17 protein-coding genes are annotated in these 18,785 nt (G+C 42.4%); 5 read left to right on the top strand and 12 right to left on the bottom strand.

Annotated features, from left to right (window positions below):
- Positions 1 to 75: 75 nt before the first annotated feature.
- The 3 genes from HWQ37_RS23525 to HWQ37_RS23515 all read right to left on the bottom strand — a co-directional run bounded on the left by HWQ37_RS23525 (position 76) and on the right by HWQ37_RS23515 (position 3,806).
- Entirely contained in the window at positions 76 to 264 is a 189-nt protein-coding gene (locus HWQ37_RS23525) for a TLTLP motif-containing protein (RefSeq protein ID WP_292751523.1), read from the bottom strand.
- Between the two features lie 974 nt (positions 265 to 1,238).
- A complete protein-coding gene (locus HWQ37_RS23520; RefSeq protein ID WP_292751520.1) occupies positions 1,239 to 2,210 on the bottom strand; it encodes an Npun_F2552 family protein in 972 nt (323 codons plus the stop codon).
- A 174-nt stretch (positions 2,211 to 2,384) separates the two neighbouring features.
- Complete coding sequence (locus HWQ37_RS23515; RefSeq protein ID WP_292751517.1) at positions 2,385 to 3,806, bottom strand: aspartate ammonia-lyase; 1,422 nt, start codon at positions 3,804 to 3,806, stop codon at positions 2,385 to 2,387.
- A 304-nt stretch (positions 3,807 to 4,110) separates the two neighbouring features.
- On the opposite strand from HWQ37_RS23515, the gene pgsA reads away from it, so the two are divergent.
- From pgsA to HWQ37_RS23500, 3 genes are all read left to right on the top strand, one after another.
- Positions 4,111 to 4,638 (top strand): CDP-diacylglycerol--glycerol-3-phosphate 3-phosphatidyltransferase, encoded by a 528-nt coding sequence (gene pgsA, locus HWQ37_RS23510; RefSeq protein ID WP_292751514.1) that lies wholly within the window; start codon positions 4,111 to 4,113, stop codon positions 4,636 to 4,638.
- Positions 4,622 to 4,858, top strand: a complete 237-nt coding sequence (locus tag HWQ37_RS23505; RefSeq protein ID WP_292751511.1) for a type II toxin-antitoxin system HicB family antitoxin — start codon at positions 4,622 to 4,624, stop codon at positions 4,856 to 4,858. Before pgsA ends, HWQ37_RS23505 begins: the two co-directional genes overlap by 17 nt.
- A 121-nt stretch (positions 4,859 to 4,979) precedes the next feature.
- On the top strand, positions 4,980 to 5,216 hold the full coding sequence (locus tag HWQ37_RS23500; RefSeq protein WP_292751508.1) for a hypothetical protein: 237 nt from the start codon (positions 4,980 to 4,982) through the stop codon (positions 5,214 to 5,216).
- Here the strand turns inward: HWQ37_RS23500 and HWQ37_RS23495 are convergent.
- The 3 genes from HWQ37_RS23495 to groES all read right to left on the bottom strand — a co-directional run bounded on the left by HWQ37_RS23495 (position 5,194) and on the right by groES (position 8,688).
- A complete protein-coding gene (locus HWQ37_RS23495; RefSeq protein ID WP_292751505.1) occupies positions 5,194 to 6,078 on the bottom strand; it encodes an SMP-30/gluconolactonase/LRE family protein in 885 nt (294 codons plus the stop codon). The genes HWQ37_RS23500 and HWQ37_RS23495 overlap by 23 nt on opposite strands.
- Before the next feature lie 564 nt (positions 6,079 to 6,642).
- A complete protein-coding gene (gene groL, locus HWQ37_RS23490) occupies positions 6,643 to 8,277 on the bottom strand; it encodes a chaperonin GroEL (protein WP_292751568.1) in 1,635 nt (544 codons plus the stop codon).
- Positions 8,278 to 8,376: 99 nt separating this feature from the next.
- On the bottom strand, positions 8,377 to 8,688 hold the full coding sequence (gene groES, locus HWQ37_RS23485) for a co-chaperone GroES (RefSeq protein WP_094348596.1): 312 nt from the start codon (positions 8,686 to 8,688) through the stop codon (positions 8,377 to 8,379).
- A gap of 538 nt (positions 8,689 to 9,226) precedes the next feature.
- Between groES and HWQ37_RS23480 the strand changes: the two genes are divergently transcribed.
- On the top strand, positions 9,227 to 9,352 hold the full coding sequence (locus HWQ37_RS23480) for a hypothetical protein (protein WP_292751502.1): 126 nt from the start codon (positions 9,227 to 9,229) through the stop codon (positions 9,350 to 9,352).
- Positions 9,353 to 9,709: 357 nt separating this feature from the next.
- A complete protein-coding gene (locus HWQ37_RS23475; RefSeq protein WP_012407592.1) occupies positions 9,710 to 10,387 on the top strand; it encodes a response regulator transcription factor in 678 nt (225 codons plus the stop codon).
- Between the two features lie 77 nt (positions 10,388 to 10,464).
- On the opposite strand, the gene HWQ37_RS23470 is transcribed toward HWQ37_RS23475, so the two are convergent.
- From HWQ37_RS23470 to HWQ37_RS23445, 6 genes are all read right to left on the bottom strand, one after another.
- Positions 10,465 to 10,773: an NIL domain-containing protein gene (locus tag HWQ37_RS23470; protein WP_292751499.1), complete on the bottom strand. Its 309-nt coding sequence runs from the start codon at positions 10,771 to 10,773 to the stop codon at positions 10,465 to 10,467.
- 353 nt (positions 10,774 to 11,126) lie between these two features.
- Positions 11,127 to 12,521 (bottom strand): ATP-binding protein, encoded by a 1,395-nt coding sequence (locus HWQ37_RS23465; RefSeq protein WP_292751496.1) that lies wholly within the window; start codon positions 12,519 to 12,521, stop codon positions 11,127 to 11,129.
- Between the two features lie 183 nt (positions 12,522 to 12,704).
- A complete protein-coding gene (gene cheB, locus HWQ37_RS23460; protein WP_292751494.1) occupies positions 12,705 to 13,697 on the bottom strand; it encodes a chemotaxis response regulator protein-glutamate methylesterase in 993 nt (330 codons plus the stop codon).
- Positions 13,698 to 13,934: 237 nt separating this feature from the next.
- Positions 13,935 to 16,193, bottom strand: coding sequence for a hybrid sensor histidine kinase/response regulator (locus HWQ37_RS23455; RefSeq protein WP_292751491.1), 2,259 nt, complete (start codon positions 16,191 to 16,193; stop codon positions 13,935 to 13,937).
- Entirely contained in the window at positions 16,193 to 16,933 is a 741-nt protein-coding gene (locus HWQ37_RS23450) for a chemotaxis protein CheW (RefSeq protein ID WP_292751488.1), read from the bottom strand. Before HWQ37_RS23450 ends, HWQ37_RS23455 begins: the two co-directional genes overlap by 1 nt.
- 9 nt (positions 16,934 to 16,942) lie before the next feature.
- Positions 16,943 to 18,712 carry a HAMP domain-containing methyl-accepting chemotaxis protein gene (locus HWQ37_RS23445; protein ID WP_292751485.1) on the bottom strand — a complete coding sequence of 590 codons (1,770 nt, stop codon included), beginning with the start codon at positions 18,710 to 18,712 and terminating at the stop codon, positions 16,943 to 16,945.
- Between the last annotated feature and the right edge of the window lie 73 nt (positions 18,713 to 18,785).

Genomic DNA, 18,785 nt, shown 5'->3' with positions numbered 1-18,785 from the left:
TGGCGTTCACATCTACAGTATTATGGATTGTAGCTCTTTTCTGCTGGTGAAATATGATATGAATGGGAAGCTTTATCAATCTTGACTTCCTTTGAGGTTTTGAACTAGGGGTTGCTGGTTATTTTGAACATTAGTTGAAGAATAGTGGGCGATGACAAATACGGGTAGGGTAAGAGTCAACAGAGCGATCGCAGTTCCCACAATGTCTGCCAAACGTTGGGAATATGTGTCGGTAGAATTGGCAGACTGGCTATTTGAATTCATACAAAATTGAAGTTCTTCGTAACACTGTACACTGTGTAGGTCTACTCTCTGAGTGAGAGTCTTGAGGCTATTTTAGCTATTTTTAAACTTTAGAATGTATAGCATTCTACAAGCTAAACCAGTTTTAAAACTGTCATAATAGCGTTTTTATACATGGAATTCTTAGCACTAGGTTGCAAAACAAATCATGTTTTATTTTGCGATTAATATTTTCAGATGTTTCCCTGTATGGTGTAACGGTTCGCATACGCAAAGCCAACTTTAACAGCATCATAAACAACATTTTTTCGCTGCTTAAAGATTAATTAGCAAAATCTATTTGTCCGATACTTCATGATTATAACATCCTAAAATGCCTTTGATAAGGTCATTTTACTGGAATTACTAATTTGTGATACAGGACACAAAACCGCAAAAGTACTGAAAAATAGTCAGTATTTGAGATTTTTATCCGGTGGTTATACACAAAAACATTGGACACCAGAGAAAAAATAGGTAGGAATAATTTTTATCACCAATTATGACTACTGAATAAATACAGGTACATCAACTCTGTTGTGCAGCGTGGATTCAGTAGTACCACTAGAGAAATATTTCATAATTTAAATTATCAAATCTATCCAATACATAGCAATTTTGTCAATCTATATATAGGTAGAGTAAAAAACGATCTAAATCCGTGTAACTTTTTGGATAATCAAAATCTAAAACGAGAAACGGTGTAACAAATTAATCAGCTAAAAAAACCGCCACTAACTATAATAGGGCGGTCTGGTTAAGCAATCGGAGGGTAATTACAGATTACTCTCCTAATAAATTAAATTGCTGTAACGAAGTTTGCATTAAATTTTTTGGGGCATTGGGCGTTAGGAGTGCTGAGTTAGGAGTTAAGAGTAGAGACGCGATTAATTGCGTCTCTACAAGAGTTAGGAGTTTTGTTTATCTCCTTGTCTCCCTTGTCTCCCTTGTCTCCCTCACTCCCTCCCATAAACACTCATTGGTTCCTTGATGAATCGGGTGTAAAGATGTTTAAACGTAGACTTAATTACGCGGGGCATACCAAAATCGATGGGGATCAAATTGTCTGGTAGTTGCCAATCTTCTATTTTTAATAATTCAGGATTTAAATGCGGAAACTCTATGGCATTAAGTTCTGGACAAACCCCTAGCCTTTGGGAAGCTGCAACTGTGGGTACTTGTTCAGGAGAAACATTGAGGATTTCTACCATTGCCCGATCTAAGGCAAATATATCTGATGCGGCTGCTAAAATTCCCAGTTGGCGAGGTTCCCCGTTGCTGGGGCCATTACCTTGATGACCGATAATGCCATCTAATATGGTTAAGTTAGGGTTAATTGCCCTGGCAGTTTCTACTAACATTTCACCAAATCTATTCGCGTCTTTTCCGGCTTCCATGTGCCACCAAGCTTTCATTTTGCCAGGGACGCAACCAAATAAGTTTTTTACGCCCAGTGTTAATGTTAACTGCATGTGTGATTTCACTTTCGGTAAGTTAATCACTACATCTGCTTCCATTGCTTCTTTAGACAGGCGCAGATGGTTAAAATTGTCGCTAACGGTTTGGTAACGCTGACCGTGAAAATCGATGATGGGAAGATTGAGTTCTTCTAAAATAGGCAGATAGCCATTTGCTACTGCTACGCCCTTAGCACTGCCAAAAGCCGGACTATCACCCAAAAATGGCTTACCGCCAACCTCAATTACCATCTGGGCAACTTGGTAAACTAGTTCGGCACGGGTGATACACTCTTTACCAGGACGCGAGCCTGTAAGTAGATTTGGTTTTAGTAAAACGCGATCGCCTTTTTTCACAAACGCTGCCATTCCTCCAAAAGGTTCTAGGAGGGTGACTAAGGATTCTCGTAAAGCCTCTCGTTCGTAGGATGTAGCCCGAATGAGACTGACGGATGGTTTTTGAGTCTGCATAGTAGATAGGGATTAGGGACTGAGGACTGGGGACTGAGGACTGAGGGGGATGAGGGAGAAAAGGGAGATGAGGGGACAAGGAGATAAACAAAACTCCTAACTCTTGTACAGACAAAGATTTTTCGCGTCTCTACTCTTAACTCCTAACTCAGCACTCAGCACTCAGCACTCTTATTATTCTGTCTTCAGGGGTAAGATACCACTCATTTGTTCTAGATTTAACACTGTGGCTAAGTCTGTTTCACTCATCAATCCTCGTTCTAGAACGATTTGGCGTAGGGATTTACCAGTTTCTAAAGATTCTTTAGCCACAGCTGCGGCATTTAAATAACCGATGTGGGTATTTAGTGCGGTTACTAAAGCTAAACTGCCTTCGGCATAAGCTAAACAACGCTCTTTGTTAGCTGTAATTCCCGGGATGCAAGATTTAGTTAGGGCGGCGATGGTATTACCGAGGATTTCGATGCTGTGAATTAGGTTATAAGCAATCAGTGGCATCATCACATTTAATTCTAATTGTCCGGCTTGTGCGGCTAAAGCGATCGCACTGTCGTAACCCATCACCTGAAAACATACCATTGATGTCATCTCTGCCATCACTGGGTTATACTTCCCTGGCATAATCGAGGAACCGGGTTGCACTGGGGGGAGTTGAATCTCTTTCAAGCCGGTTTTTGGGCCTGAATCCATCAATCGCAAATCGTGAGATATTTTGACTAAATCCTGGGCTAAGTTGCGTAAAGCACCAGAAACATTTACAAATGGTGCCATACTCTGCATAGCTGCCATGAGATGAGGCGCAGGTTCTAAAGGAGTATCAATCAATTCTGAAAGAACTTCTACCACACGGGCGCGATACAGAGGATGAGTATTTAATCCTGTTCCGGCTGCACTACCTCCCAAACCTAGCACCATCAAATCACCAGAGGCGGTGTAAATCCGGTTTTGATGTTCTGTCAGAATTTGCGCCCAAGCCCGAAAATTTTCACCCAAACGCACGGGTACAGCGTCTTGTAAGTGGGTTCTGCCAGATTTGACGATATCTTGAAATTCTACAGCTTTGTTTTCTAAAGATGCGATCGCACTATCTATTGCTGGGTGCAATGTCTTAGATAATGCCAATAATCCACCAATGCGAATTGCAGTCGGAATCACATCATTGGTAGACTGTCCATAATTAACGTGGTCATTAGGACTAACACGTTTATAATTGCCCTTTTCTTCACCAAGTATTTCTAAGGCGCGATTTGCTAAAACTTCGTTGACATTCATGTGGTGGGATGTTCCAGCACCCGCCTGATAAACATCCACAACAAATTGATCTCGGAACTTCCCAGCTAAGATTTCATCAGTTGCTTGGACAATCGCCTGACTAATATCTTGGGGAATACAATTTAGTTCGCCATTTACAATTGCTGTAGCTTTTTTAATTATCAATCCAGCATCTACGTAAGTATCTAAAGGCTTAATGCCGCTAATGGGGAAGTTTTCGATTGCCCTCAGCGTTTGAATGCCGTAATAAGCGCTACTAGCAATTTGGCGATCGCCCATCGAATCGCGTTCGATGCGGAATTCGGAGTCTGTGTGTTCAGTCATAGTATTGTTTTAGGAGAGCTATAGAAAACAGATTTTCCCATGCAGCCACACTCAGATACACTAATCTGCATAGATTTTGCATATTTCCCTGGCTGCTTGTTGCTTTACAGTTGTTAATTTTGAAGCTTTATCACTGATTTAACTGATTTAAGGATTTCACGGAATGAAGGATTTGACAATTTTAGGATAGGGTTTAATACCCCTACCTCACGCATGAAAGCAAGTTTTGTGTTGGGGTTAAATCCCCATTACAAAACAAAATTGACGAATTACGAATTACGAATTATTTCTTTTTGAATTCCCTATGACCATACCCAACTGGATTACCTTCTCTCGCCTATTGGGGATACCATTTCTGCTTTACGGTTTATATAATCCTACACCTCAAGCTCAGTGGATATGTTTGGCGATTTTTCTGATTGCGGCGTTAACTGATTGGTTAGACGGCTATTTGGCACGGAAACTCAACCAAATTAGTGAATTGGGTAAGTTTCTTGATCCCTTGGTGGATAAACTTCTGGTACTTGCGCCGTTGCTGGTTTTTATTGAACTAGGAAAAGTGCCAGCTTGGGGAGTGTTTTTGATTTTAGCGCGGGAATTAGCGATCGCTGGTTGGCGAGTCAATCAAACAACAATTACCGGAGCGAACATTTGGGGTAAACTCAAAACAGTTAGTCAAATAGTGGCGATCGCCCTTCTGATTGCGCCATTACCTCAAGTCTGGCAAACTCCCTCTCTGATTGCCTTTTGGATTTCCGTCACCTTGACGTTAATCTCTGGGGGTATTTATCTTTTGCCGCAAAAAGCTAGCACTAATGAAACCACAATATAGTATTGTAATTCAGTGGTCTGATGAAGATAAAAAGTACGTTGTCAGTTTACCTGAGTTTGGCCCTTATGCACACACTCATGGAAATACCTACGCCGATGCTCTAAATAATGGTGAGGAAGTGCTGGAACTTTTGATTGAAGATTACCAAGCACAAGGAAAACCCCTGCCAAAGCCTTTGACTGCAAATATTTCCTTTCAGTTTATCCAATCCTTACCCTAATTATTAGCACTCTGTTGCCTTGACATTAATATCTGGAGCAATTTACCTCATACCACAAATTCCAAGTAGGGAAAATATACCTTTAAGTACAAAGTGAAACCAAAAAAGCTTCACGAGACTGATGTTTTTTTATTTGGAAGTCTCTTTAAACTCGGAAGTTGCGCCTCTGAACTGGGAAGTTGCGCCTTTGAACTGGGAAGTTGCACCTTTGAACTGGGAAGTTGCGCCTTTGAACTGGGAAGTTGCGCCTTTGAACTCGGAACTTCAAGATCAAAAGACACGCCCCATATCACAAAGACGCGATAAATCGCCGTCTCTTGCCTTAATTAGCCCCTTTATTTCTCAAAATCATAACTAGGTAATCCCCTAACATCAGTCTGGAGAGCAAACAAATCACCAGAATAGAAACTTTTTTCAATCTCCCCTTGGCTGAGTCCAACTGAAGCAGTAGTAATGTAAAGTGTTTGCAAATCTTTGCCGCCAAAAGTGCAGCTGGTTGGCAATTGCACAGGTAGTTTGATCCGCAATATCTCCTCACCCTTGGGGTTGAAACGAATCACACACCATCCATCCCACATCGCTGACCAAATATTTCCTTGACTATCTATCGTCAACCCATCTGGGTAGAAAGATTCATGAGTTAAATCAACAAAAATTCGGCGATTAGTAATGCTACCTGTTACTGAATTAAAATCATAAGCATATATCTTTTGGTGAGGAGAATCACTCAAGTAAAATGTTTTTTGATCGGGACTCCACCCCAGACCATTAGAGATAGTCAATCCCGTTTCCATGATATGCAATGAGCCGTCGCGATCGTAGCGATAGAGGCTAGCTTGGGGTTTTTCTAAAGAACACGTTGAGCCGATCCAAAAACGACCTTGAGAGTCACATTTACCATCATTCAAACGATTATCTGCCAGATTTCCTTCAATTTCCAAAATGGGTGTAACTTCACCTGTCTGGGTGTTGAGAAATGCCAGATGATGACGCAGTGCCATAATTAATCTATCTTTACCTGCTGTGGCGATCGCACTTACCACATCTCCCACATCAAAAAACAAGTCTTTCCCCGTAGCCGGATTGAACTGATGTACCCGATGGTTGTAGATATCAACCCAGTAAATTACGTTTTGGGTAGAATCCCAGATAGGGCTTTCACCCAAGCGGGCACGGGCTTCTAGAACATTGTGGAGTGGATATTGCAAAACCTGGCTCATTTTATCAACCAACAATAGTATTTATAGAAAGTAATTTAATTAGCCTTGAGGTAATTATAAAAAAGGTTTACCTGACTAATAGAGAAAATTGTCATTCCTATTCCAGTAAAAACGAAAGACGCAATTTATCGCGTCTTTCTCAGGTAGAATAAAATATTTTTCTTTTGATTTTCGCTAAACCTTTACTGCAATCCGTTAACTTAAAGTTAGTCGGTCAGGATTCTCCTTTTCTAGAGTGTGGATGCCAGGAATACAATTAGGTTTAGGACTTTGGCAAGGCGCTTATGAAGGCATCGAACGCTTGTGGTTACGTTGGTACGATGAAAAGGGAAATTGGATTTCTACGCAACTATAGCAATCCTGAATCATTCGTGAGAAAATACTGAAAAGGAATACAAGTAATATTGGCGACTAAAAAGGGATTGTGGTATGTGGATGCGATTGTTCAGCTAAATATTTACAAGCGTTGTCGTAACTCACTTTCTTCCTCTTCTACTGACACAAAAAAACAGCCGCCTCCATAAAGGAAGCAGCTGTTCTGACAAATTATCTAACTACAAAGTATTAGTAATCGAAGTCACCGCCGCCAGCACCAGCACCAGCAGGAGCGCCATCTTTAGGCTCAGGCTTGTCAACTATAATACATTCGGTTGTCAACACCATACCAGCGATGGAAGCAGCGTTTTGCAGAGCAGAACGAGTCACTTTCGCAGGGTCAACAATACCAGCAGCTAACAAATCGACGAATTCGTTGGTTGCAGCGTTGTAGCCAACGTTGAATTCTTTCTCTTTCACGCGTTCAGCGATCACAGCACCATTCTGACCGGCGTTTTCAGCAATCCGCTTCAGAGGAGCAGGTAAGGCGCGAACCACAATCAGCGCACCAATCAACTCTTCATCTTTAAGATTGCTCTTTGCCCAAACTTCCAATTCAGGAGCCAGGTGAGCCAGAGTTGTACCACCACCAGGAACGATACCTTCTTCCACAGCAGCTTTAGTGGCGTTGATAGCGTCTTCTAGGCGCAGTTTCTTGTCTTTCATTTCGGTTTCGGTCGCTGCACCCACTTTCACTACAGCAACACCACCAGAGAGTTTAGCAAGACGCTCTTGGAGTTTCTCTTTGTCGTAAGAAGATTCGGTTTCATCGATTTGACGACGAATCTGTTCGACACGAGCCTTAACAGCAGCTTCGTTACCTTCGGCAACAATTGTGGTGCTGTCCTTGGTGATGGTGATCCGGCGAGCTTTACCCAGGCTATCCAGCTTGGTATTATCTAGCTTCAAACCAGCATCTTCGGTAATTAGTTGACCACCAGTTAAAACAGCAATGTCTTCTAGTAGTGCTTTGCGGCGATCGCCAAAGCCAGGAGCCTTAACAGCAGCCACGTTCAGCACACCGCGCAAACGGTTTACAACCAAAGTTGCCAAAGCTTCTTTTTCAATATCTTCGGCGATAATCACCAAAGGACGACCAGCACGAGCTACTTGCTCTAACACTGGCACAAGGTCTTGTACCAAAGCGATTTTCTTATCGGTCAACAGCAAGAAAGGCTCATCAAAAACCGCTTCCATCCGTTCAGCGTCGGTAGCGAAATAAGGAGAGATGTAGCCTTTGTCAAAGCGCATCCCTTCAGTGATTTCCAACTCGGTGAACATAGATTTCCCTTCTTCTAGGGAAATTACGCCTTCCTTGCCCACCTTGTCCATTGCTTGAGCAATCATCTGACCAACTTCTTCGTCATTACCAGCCGAGATGGCACCAACTTGGGCAATGGCTTTGGAATCTTCCACTGGACGGGCGTGTTCTTTGATTTTCTCTACTAGGAAGGCAGTAGCTTTGTCAATACCACGCTTGAGGGAAATCGCATTAGCACCAGCTGCAACGTTCCGCAAGCCTTCTTTGACGATCGCATGGGCTAAAACGGTGGCAGTTGTGGTACCATCGCCCGCAGCATCGTTGGTTTTAGAAGCAGCTTGACGAATCAAAGCTACACCAGTGTTTTCAATGTGGTCTTCTAATTCGATCTCTTTAGCGATCGTTACACCGTCATTGACGATTTGTGGTGCGCCAAATTTCTTTTCTAGGACTACGTTACGACCTTTGGGGCCAAGGGTAACAGCTACAGCCTCAGCCAGAATGTCAATGCCTCGTTCCAAGGCACGACGGGCGTTTTCGTTGTAGATAATGCGCTTTGCCATAATTGTTAGTTGTCCTTTGTCATTTGTCTTTTGTTCTTCATCATTTGTCATTTGTCCTTTGTCATTGGCTAATGACTAATGACCAATGACTAATGACCACTAAATAACGACTGCTAAAATATCTTTTTCAGAAAGCAGTACATATTCTTCGGTGCCGAGCTTGATGTCAGTGCCAGCGTACTTAGAGTACAGCACCTTGTCGCCGACTTTAATTTCCAATTCCTGACGGTTTCCATCGTCATTACGCTTGCCAGGGCCAAGGGCGACTACTTCCCCTACTTGGGGCTTTTCCTTGGCGGTATCGGGCAAATACAGACCACCTGCGGTCTTTTCCTCAGAGGCGCTCACTTTTACGAAAACGCGATCGCCCAAGGGTTTAACTGTAGAAACGCTTAGAGATAAAGCTGCCATAATTATTTTCTCCAGTTTAGCACTCTCAACTCCTGAGTGCTAATTTACCGAAAAATGGCATCCAATGGCAAGAATCCCTTTAGTACGGGTTCCCGAACTAGAAGGTTATATAGCAATCCGATTTGATTCCTGAATTACTCGTAGAGACTGGGGACTGGAGACTGGGAAGAAGGAATAAAGGTGTACTGAGTTTTTTCAAAAATCAAATATGAGTCCTATAGATGTACTTAAGTATAAATGCTTAATTATTTCTACCTTTCAGGTTTTGTTCCGTAAGTTACGAAGAGAGTAGGGAGTAGGGAGTTAAGAATTATGAGAATTCTTCCCCATTCCCTACTTCCTAGTCAACTTTATTTGCGCTAACCAGACAATTGCTGCTCAAAACGAGCTAGTCTGGAATTCTGGGATTACTTAAAAATACGACTTAAAGAGTTAAAACTTGATGAGGCGCAACAGAGTTATCCGATCTCCGTCTATAAAACCAAAGCCAATTACTTGCGTGTTTCTTGTTCTAGACCCATAATGGTGGTTTACCCTGATGGTGTCTGGTATCGCCAAGCAAACCCGGAAGTTACCCCTGCGGATCGTCCGAGAACAGTTAATAGGCATAGTGGTGGTTGAAAAATATGCGTTTTTAACCCATCCTTTGCCAGAAACTTCCTAGTTTCTTGTGAACACCTCATAGAGGCTTAACAACCGAAGGACATGGTATAGCAGTAAGCTTAAAGAAAGTGCGGGTTGCTTTTGAGGTAGGGTCATCTTTAAGCCAATACTTACTTGTGAGTCAGAAGGATTATTATTTTATCAGTGTTTTCTCGCCCGCCCCTTTCAATGCGATATATAATAGCGCATTATAGATACTACTGCTATACGTATCCTTGCTGGACTTTTGCTATCGAGCTACTAGTCTATTGAAAATGCTCGGCATTTTTAAGACTTCGAGACAGCAAAGGCAAGTTAAGTAGGAAAAAGGACAACATCTCGAATAACCCACCATAGAGGATAAATATTCAAGACTTTGATGGACCGAAGCGCGACAAGTGCCACTGCTATGAAAGAGCCCAGCATGAAAGATCACAAACGACTTCTATTGATTGATGATGACCCTAACCTCATCTTGCTGGTGAAGGATTACTTAGAATTCCGGGGATATGAAGTCATCACCGCCGAAAATGGACGTGAAGCTCTGGAAATTTTAGAGCAAGATGTTCCAGACATGATCATCTGCGATGTGATGATGCCGGAAATGGACGGATATACTTTTGTGGAACAAGTCCGGCAAAACGAACGCACCAGCTGGATTCCGGTTCTTTTCCTTTCAGCTAAGGGACAAAGTGCAGACCGAGTTAAGGGTCTGAATAAAGGTGCTGATGTTTATATGGTCAAGCCCTTTGAACCAGAAGAACTCGTAGCGCAAGTTGAATCCTCGCTGAAACAAACTATCCGTTGGAAAGAACACCAAGCAAAAGGAGGCGAAAACGGTTCCCGCATCCAGGTTCCCTTCGATGTGCAATTAACCCCAACTGAACTGAAAGTAGTCCAGTTTGTTGCTAGGGGTTTAGCTAACCGTGAAATTGCTGAAGAACTAAATGTTAGTCAGCGCACTGTTGAAAGCCATGTGTCCAATATGTTGGGCAAAACCAATCTCCACAACCGCACTGAATTAGCGCGGTGGGCGATTGAAAATCAAATGGCCTAAACTCAGTACCGAGTGTTGAGTGCTGAGTGCTGAGTGTTTTTGACTCAGCACTCATAACTCAGGACTCAGCACTCAATTTACCAACCATCTTCTTCAGGGCTAGATTGTTGCAAAACTTCTAAATCTAGTTCATCCAGGTAAGTCAAGGCACTTTCAATCTGGGAAACAGTACCTCGCAGTTCCAGATCGAAGCAGCTATATTGTGGCACGTTTGCGTTTACCTGAGCATCAGCAATAATGACTGTGACACCATAGTGAGAAACCAGTCGTGAAATGACTGGTTTCTCATGCAAGTCTTTAGGAATACGCACCTGGATGCGAGTTTGGGTGCGTCTATTATCTAAAATATCAGTATTAGATTTTACTTGTTTATTTGGAATTGCCATTGTAGCTTCCTATTCGACTTCTGGGATGAGGGTTTAGCTTTGCACGATTTCTTTTAACACTAGGGTCACTCATCCCATGCACGCAAGCGGTAGCAAATGATTCATAATATCATCATCAAGATTTGATGATATGAATTATCGATTCCTACAACTGCGATCGCATTTAATTTATTATCAAAACAGAATTCATGCGTCAGTCGCCAGAATATTTATTGTGACTTCTGAATTCTGAATTCTTCTTCAAGGATTTATTAAAATAGAATTCAGGATTAATTCTGCATTTTTCTTTAATAACTTATAAGTTAAAAGATGAATCAACCTCCGAGGAAATAATTCTCCGGTGAAGTCTTAATTCAAGTGTTGCTTTTATGATTAACAGCTAATGCTATTGGAATTTCGATCGCAAATTCAGTTCCATAGCCAATTTCAGATTTTAGCTGGATATTTCCCTGATGTTTCTCAATAATTTGATGGCTAATTGCTAAACCCAATCCCGTTCCTTTATTAATTGGTTTAGTTGTAAAAAAAGGATCAAATATCTTACTTTTGATTTCCGCATCTATTCCATCACCGTTATCTTTGAATGTGATTACGACTGTTTCTAATTCAGTTACTTCAGTTGTAATCACAATTTGCTTTTGGATCTGATTATCTCGCTCTAGTAAAGCATCAATGCCATTACTAAGGATATTCATAAATACTTGGTTTAGTTGCGCTGGATAACATTGAACTGGTGGCAGATTCCCATATTTTTTAATAATTTCAATTTTTGGGTGTATCCGATGATTTAAAAGTAATAAAGTACTTTCAATACCTTCATGAATATTAACGGCTTTTTTCTCTGACTGATCGAGTCGAGAAAAATTTCTTAGAGACAGCACAATGTCACGAATCCGATCAGTTCCCATCCTCATGGATGAAAGAATTTTTGGTAAATCATCGATGATAAAATCAAGATTAAATTCACCAAATTTTTCTTCAAATAAAGAATACAAATCTGGATGTTCTTGTTGATATAGTTCAATTAAATTTATCAGACAATTTACATGATTATTAAGATGATTAAAATTGCCATGAATAAAGTTAACAGGATTATTAATTTCGTGGGCTAAACCTGCCACCATACGACCCAAGCTAGACATTTTCTCAGTTTGAATCAATTGAACTTGGGTAGTTTGCAATTCCTGTAAAGTATTTTTTAACTGTTGTGCTTGAAGTTGAGCAGTGGCAGTTGCAGTAGTGAGTGCTTTGAGGTTGTTGTATGCTTTGGAATGATAACGGATGCGGGCAATTAACTCAACAGCATCGGGTAACTTAATTAGGTAGTCATTTGCACCCTCAGCAAAGGCGGCGGCTTTCAGCTTTGGTTCTTCTTTACTAGATAGCATGACGATCGGAATATCACGAGTTACTGGATGAGAGCGAAACCAACGCAGTAACATTAATCCATCGATATCTGGCATGATCATATCCAAAAAGATCGTCGTTGGTTCTATGGCGATCGCATCTTGAATAGCTTTAGCTGGATTACTTGTGTAGTGAAGCGAAATATCTGTTTCTGTCGCAACAATCCGACGGAAGGCTTCGCTGATAATTACCTGATCGTCAATTAGCAAAAGTCTGACTGTGCATATTTTGGCATCCTGAATAAATGGCGCAGCTTGTGGGGTTTCTGGTTCACTCCACTTCGGTGATAATCTTGCGATCTTTGGAGATATTTCTAAGAGTGCTGTTTCTTGCAGGTTCATTTAGCACCTCTAAATAGGTCTTTGTTTTCACGACTACAAACTAGTCAGTTAAATTTACTAATTTGCAGTTGTCGCAATTATATCTCAGTATTAAAGTTTGCTAGTGTTTTGAAATACTTCGTAAAGATGGCTTAAGTGTTTACTTTAACGCACATATTTATAAATATACAGTATGATTAATTACTATAAGGTTAAGTGTTTTGACGTATATTTGATACAGGTTGATGCGATCGCTTCAATTGGTAAAACCTCCACCGCAGCTTTTAATTCCACTGCTACTTTGGGCATTCCATAGACAACGCAAGTTTTGCGGTCTTGGGCAATAGTGTGCCAACCTGCTTCGCGCAATCGTTTTAAACCTTGAGCGCCATCTTGACCCATCCCCGTCAGCAATACCCCAATCCCCTTTCCAGTCCAATTTTTAGCCACACTCTTGAAGAAAACATCGACTGATGGACGGTAGGAAAAATTTAGTGGTTCTTTATTATAGCCAAGGGTGAGGTCGGGACGCATCACCAAATGAAGATTTGTACCAGCAAGCAGAACTTTACCAGGCTGTGGTGATGCACCTGCGATCGCTAATTGCACAGCCAGAGGAATTTGCTCATTCAACCAGGCGGCAAAACCTGGGATAAATTGGGCATCTAGATGCTGAACAATAATTATCGCCGCCGGAAAATTTTGGGGAAATTGGGAGAGAATAGTTGTCAATGCTTGCGGCCCGCCAGTGGAAGCCCCTAGAACAATTAGAGGTGGAAGTGATTTTGAGTGATGGATAGACAGCGATCGCCGATGTGAAGATTTGCCAATTAATTGAGCGATCATGGCAATTTTTTTTAGTAGCCCATCATCACCGAAAGCTGGCGTGTTGACGGCATCCAAGGCTCCATAACCCATTGCTTCAAAAACCTTGGCTGCATAGCGATTAACGCTAGCTGTTACCATCACAATGGCACAGGGAGATTGGCTCATGATGCGTCGTGTGGCTTCTACTCCATCCATACTGGGCATCAGTACATCCATCAAAATCAAGTCGGGAGTATCAGCCGCACATTTGCTCACCGCTTCCGCACCATCGTAAGCAACCCATGCCAGCGTGTAATCTGGTACTTTTACGAGAACACGCCGCAGTGCTTCTACAGCCATGAACATATCGTTAGCGATCGCAATTCTCACAAATTATGGTATTTCTCCAAAATAACGCTACAAATACAACATTAGGACTTACAGGTAACGAAAAATCGAACCACAGAGGCGCAGAGAACACAGAGAAATGAAAGTTTTAGAGATATTTTGCGTAAGTCCTGAACACTTTCTTAATTACGAATTACGTTAGCGTAGCGGTAGCGAGTCCGCGATAGCGAAGCGTTAGCGACGCAGGAGCGTCGCGTCATTACGAATTACGAATTATTATCAAGCTTCTCCAATTAAATCAATCACTGCATTTAACAGAGTATCATCATGAAAGCTACTCTTGGTTAAATAGTAGTCTGCACCTGCTTCTAACCCTTGCAATCGGTCTTCTTCCCGGTCTTTGTAAGAAACGATAATTACGGGTATTTGCTTCAGCTTGGCATGAGTTTTTATCTGGCTGGTGAGTTCAAAACCGTTCATGCGGGGCATATCAATATCTGTCACCACTAAGTCATAATCGCCGCTACGGATTGCATTCCAACCATCAATACCATTAACCGCCACTTCCGCTTTGTAACCGTTGTTTTCTAAAAGTTTGCGCTCCATTTCGCGCACAGTTATCGAATCATCTACTACTAACACTCGCTTGTAAGTTTTGCTAACTGCCTGATGAGCAGACTGATTTACCTGAGAAAGTTGTCCACTAGAAAACACCTTCGCAATGGAACGTACCAAATCTTCAACATCGACAATTAAGACTGGCGAACCATCATCCATCAGGGCGGCGGCGCTAATGTTGGGGACTTTTCCAAGGCGGGGATCTAAAGGTCGGACAACCAAACTGCACTCACCGAGAAACCGATCTACAACTAATCCATAACGGTTGAGGCGATCGCTAATTACAATCACTGATAACGATTCTATATTTACCGTAGGTGATGGTAACTCTAAAACTTGACTTGCCAAAATCAACTCCACAGGTTGATTTTTCATCAAGAAAAATGGGCGATTTTCCGATACTGCAATTTTAGACCTCGATAATATCAATACCTGTTCAATGCGTGTCAGCCCAAAGGCATAGGGTTCACCAGCAATTTCCACTAACAGGGTGCGAATCACAGATAGCGTTAGCGGTAACTGCAAGTAAAAGGTCATGCCCCTTCCCAACGCAGAAATCGCCCGCAGGGTTCCGCCAACTTGCCGCACTGTGCTATGGGCTATATCTAATCCCACACCCCGGCCTGAAATTTCGGTGACAGTCTGGGCTGTGGAGAAACCAGGCAAAAACAGGAACTCCATCAACTCAACTTCGGTAAGTTGGGCTGCCATTTCCGGGTTTGTCAGTTGTTTGCTAATGACTACTTGGCGCAAAAACTCGATATCGATTCCCCGTCCATCATCTGCAACGGTGATAAACAGCATTCCGGCGCGATGGGTAACTTCAATGCGAATAATTCCTTCTTCTGGCTTTCCTGCTGCTTGACGTTCTTGGGGCGTTTCAATGCCATGATCGATCGCATTCCGCAGAATATGAGTCAATGGGGCTTCCAGACGTTCTAGAATATCTCGATCTACCAAAGTAGACTTCCCGAAGATTTCCAGTTTTACCCGTTTACCCAATTGCCTTGCTAAGTCACGTACCATCCTCGGAAATCCCTGTCCCCCATCAGCAAAAGAACACATCCGGGTAGCAATAACTTCTTGATATAGGCGATGGGCAAGGTTAGCAGAACGCTGAGAAAATACTTCTAGTTCATTTTGGCGATCGCTCATCATCTGGTAACATTCGTTAGCTTTTTGATGAGTTGCACTCAAGGTTTCCTTAATTTGCCGATCCAGATGATAGTTGCCTAATAAATCCTGTAACTTCTCCAGCAGGTTGGACAATTCCCCTTGATTCTTTCTCAACTTCAGCAAAGAGTTAGCAAATGGTTCTAATAAATTCGCCTCAACTAAAGACTCTCCAGCTAAACCCATCAAGCGATTCAGATTTTCAGTACTCATTCGCACCGCCCGATTTTGGGTAATGCCTAGTTCTTCTAATGGGGATGGGGAAATAAGGGTTGTCTGTTGGTTGTCTTCTAACTGCGCTGTTGTTACTAGGGGATGAATTTCTGTAGAGGTTGTCTCTGGAGTGAGGATATTAGCGATCGCACTTACTAACGATTGAATGCCAACATCTTCTAACAACTGCAAATTTGGGTTAGCTGTAAACGCTTCCGCTATATGCAGCAGCATATCTACCCCTTGCAACAATACATCAATGCGATCGGCAGTTAAGGTAACTTTTCCCTCTTGAGCTGCAACAAAGCAGTCTTCCATCACGTGGGCAAGGTTGACAACCGGATTGATTTGGACAATTCGGGCAGCGCCTTTGATGCAATGGGCTGCGCGCATTAAGGCTTCTAGTTCTGGTTGGGGATCGGGCTTAGTTTCCAGAGCCAATAGGCAGTCATTCAATACCACAACTTGAGTTTTGACTTCCATGTTGAATAAATCCAGCAGGGAAAGATTGCTGACATCAAATTCTTCTAACATTACTGCACCTTCCTAGCCAAGGTGGTGAATAACAATTCATCATCCAAATAGCTGACACTGTGCGTTAGCGTAGCTCTCCGTAGGAATCGCTCCTGTGAAACGCCAGGTTGCCAGTGAAATAATCCTTTAGTATAAGTTTGAGTTAGACTCTTAGGCGGATCTTGTAACTGATCCTGGTGAAATCGGTGTACTCCATAAAGTTCATCTACACCAAACACCCAAGTGTTACCGGCCTTTTCCAGCACCACCATGCGCGAATACACCACTGGACTCAGCGATTGTACTGCTGTATCGGCAGTTTCGAGATTCAACAAATCACTCAAAGAGATACACAATAGTAATTCGCCTCGGATACTTACCAATCCCCGCAAGATTTGGTTGCTGCGATGCGGTAGGGTATGAACCACACTCGGAAGGGAAATTTCTTTGAAGATTTGGGCAGAAAGTGCCAACCATTCCCGTTGCAGACGAAAAATCACAACTGTCAGAGTTTGAGTTGTGGGTAAAGTATGGGATATCTGGGAATTTTCACTGACTCTAGATTTAGCCAGTAACTCAGTCCACTGATAGCGATAATCTTCAGGGATGGAGCGCTCTAGCAAATAGCGTCCAGCAGTGGAGTAAACGGGGCAATTGCGGCAATGAGTATAGGTGGCTAATTGGGGACAGGAGCGATCGCCCTCAATGCCGATAAAATTCCAACAACGTTCAATATTTAAGGGAGTAGCGATCGAATTCATAAGGGTTACTCAAGAGAATTGGTGCAGGGGTATAGCGTCTTCTGTTTTCACCTGAAAGCGGGCAATCTCTTGACGCAATCCCTGCGCCACTTGGTTAAGTTGGGCTATAGCATGATTAATTTCCCGCAAGGAATCCGTACTTTGCACGGAGGTACTACTCAACTGCACCATCGCCTCACTAATTTGTTGCGCTCCCACCGACTGGGTTTCCATACCCTGATTGACAAACTCAAATCGAGGATTCAAGTCTTGGACTTGCTGGATAATTTGCCCAACCTGTGTACTAATACTGGCAACATCTTCTATATTCCGCCCAACTTCTGCGGCAAACTTGTCCATCTCCATCACACCTGTAGAGACTGACGATTGCATCTGTTTAACCATCTGCTCAATATCGAGGGTAGCAACGGCAGTTTGATCTGCTAGTCGGCGAATTTCTCTAGCAACTACAGCAAAGCCCAAGCCATACTCTCCAGCTTTTTCGGCTTCGATCGCCGCATTTAACGATAGCAGATTCGTTTGGTCTGCCACTTTGGTAATTGTGACGACGATAGTATTAATGCTATTTGCCTTTTCGCTAATTACTCCCAATCGAGCTGCGATCGCATTAGTGGCCTCTGCCAACTGCCGCATAGTGGTTTCCATCCGCACGATGTCTTTTTGACTATCATTCGCTGCTGTCGTTGTGATTTGTGAAATGGCCGCAACTTGTTCCATTGCACTTACTAATTCCCTAGAGGTAGCGGAAATTTCTTTAGTAGCGGCAGCTACCTCATTAGTAGAAGCTACCTGCTCGGTAAGCGTCCCTTCTAATTGTTTACCTGAAGCTGCTATTTGAGTAGCTGAGGTAGTCACTTGGATACCTGAATGCTGTACCTGACGAATCAGAGTGTTGAGATTCTGAGTCATGCTTTGGAAAGCAGTTAAGAGTCTATTCATTTCATCTTTGCTGTTGGAATCAGCCGTGACCTGAGTTGTTAAGTTCCCCGTGGAAATTTGCTCTGCAACCCTAACAACACCAAGAATCTGAAATGCAATTTTTCGAGCGATTACCAAGCCAAAAATAATTGCAGTTATGGGGCCAATGGCAATTCCGACAGAAATCCAGAAAATGCTGCGAGCCACATTCTGTTCGACTTCTTTTTGTGTATCTGCTATATAATCTTCATTAAGTTTTAAAAGTTTTTCTGCTTGAGCGTCAGTTATTTTAAATAACGGTTCTTCCTTATTTGCTCCCTCAGAATCCATACGATTACGTAACTCCAACGGTGCTTGAATAGCGGCAAAATCTGATAATTTATCTTTTCCTTGACGCATTAATTCAATTTGTTTTTTCCAAGGATTGCGAACACCAAGTTGAGTGAACTGTTGTTCAATATCTAACAATTTCTCATGAGCTTGCTTCCAAGCATCCAGTTGTTCTTTAAGTAAGGCATACTCTTTTTTTTCTTGCTCGCTTAATGGCGTTGCTTCGTACTGTTTAATACCTTCGTTAATCTGTTTCCAAGCATTCTGGATATGAGTTACTGCACCTTGTCTTTCAGTAACAGTGACTTCAGGATCAAATAGTAACCGTTCTGCCGATTGGATTTGTGTCTGACCTTCGTTAATCTTCCATATCCCGGACACACTGGGTATGTTATCCGTCGCCAGTATATTAATGTACTGATTTAACTCGTTGGTGGTGAACCATCCCAGCAATGCCATCGTGAGTACAATCAGTCCCATGAATAAAAATGAACCGATCAACCGTGTTTGCAAGGTCATGTTCTTGAACATTGGATATCCTACTGTTCCTCTGTTGCTGTAAAACGCATTCATCTCTTAAAATTCCCAAATCACAAACAAGATG

Source organism: Nostoc sp. NMS4 (genome assembly GCF_017115095.1).
Classification (GTDB): Bacteria; Cyanobacteriota; Cyanobacteriia; order Cyanobacteriales; family Nostocaceae; genus Nostoc.
The sequence above is the reverse complement of the archived record's forward strand: the minus strand, read 5'-3'. Positions and strand labels throughout refer to the sequence as shown.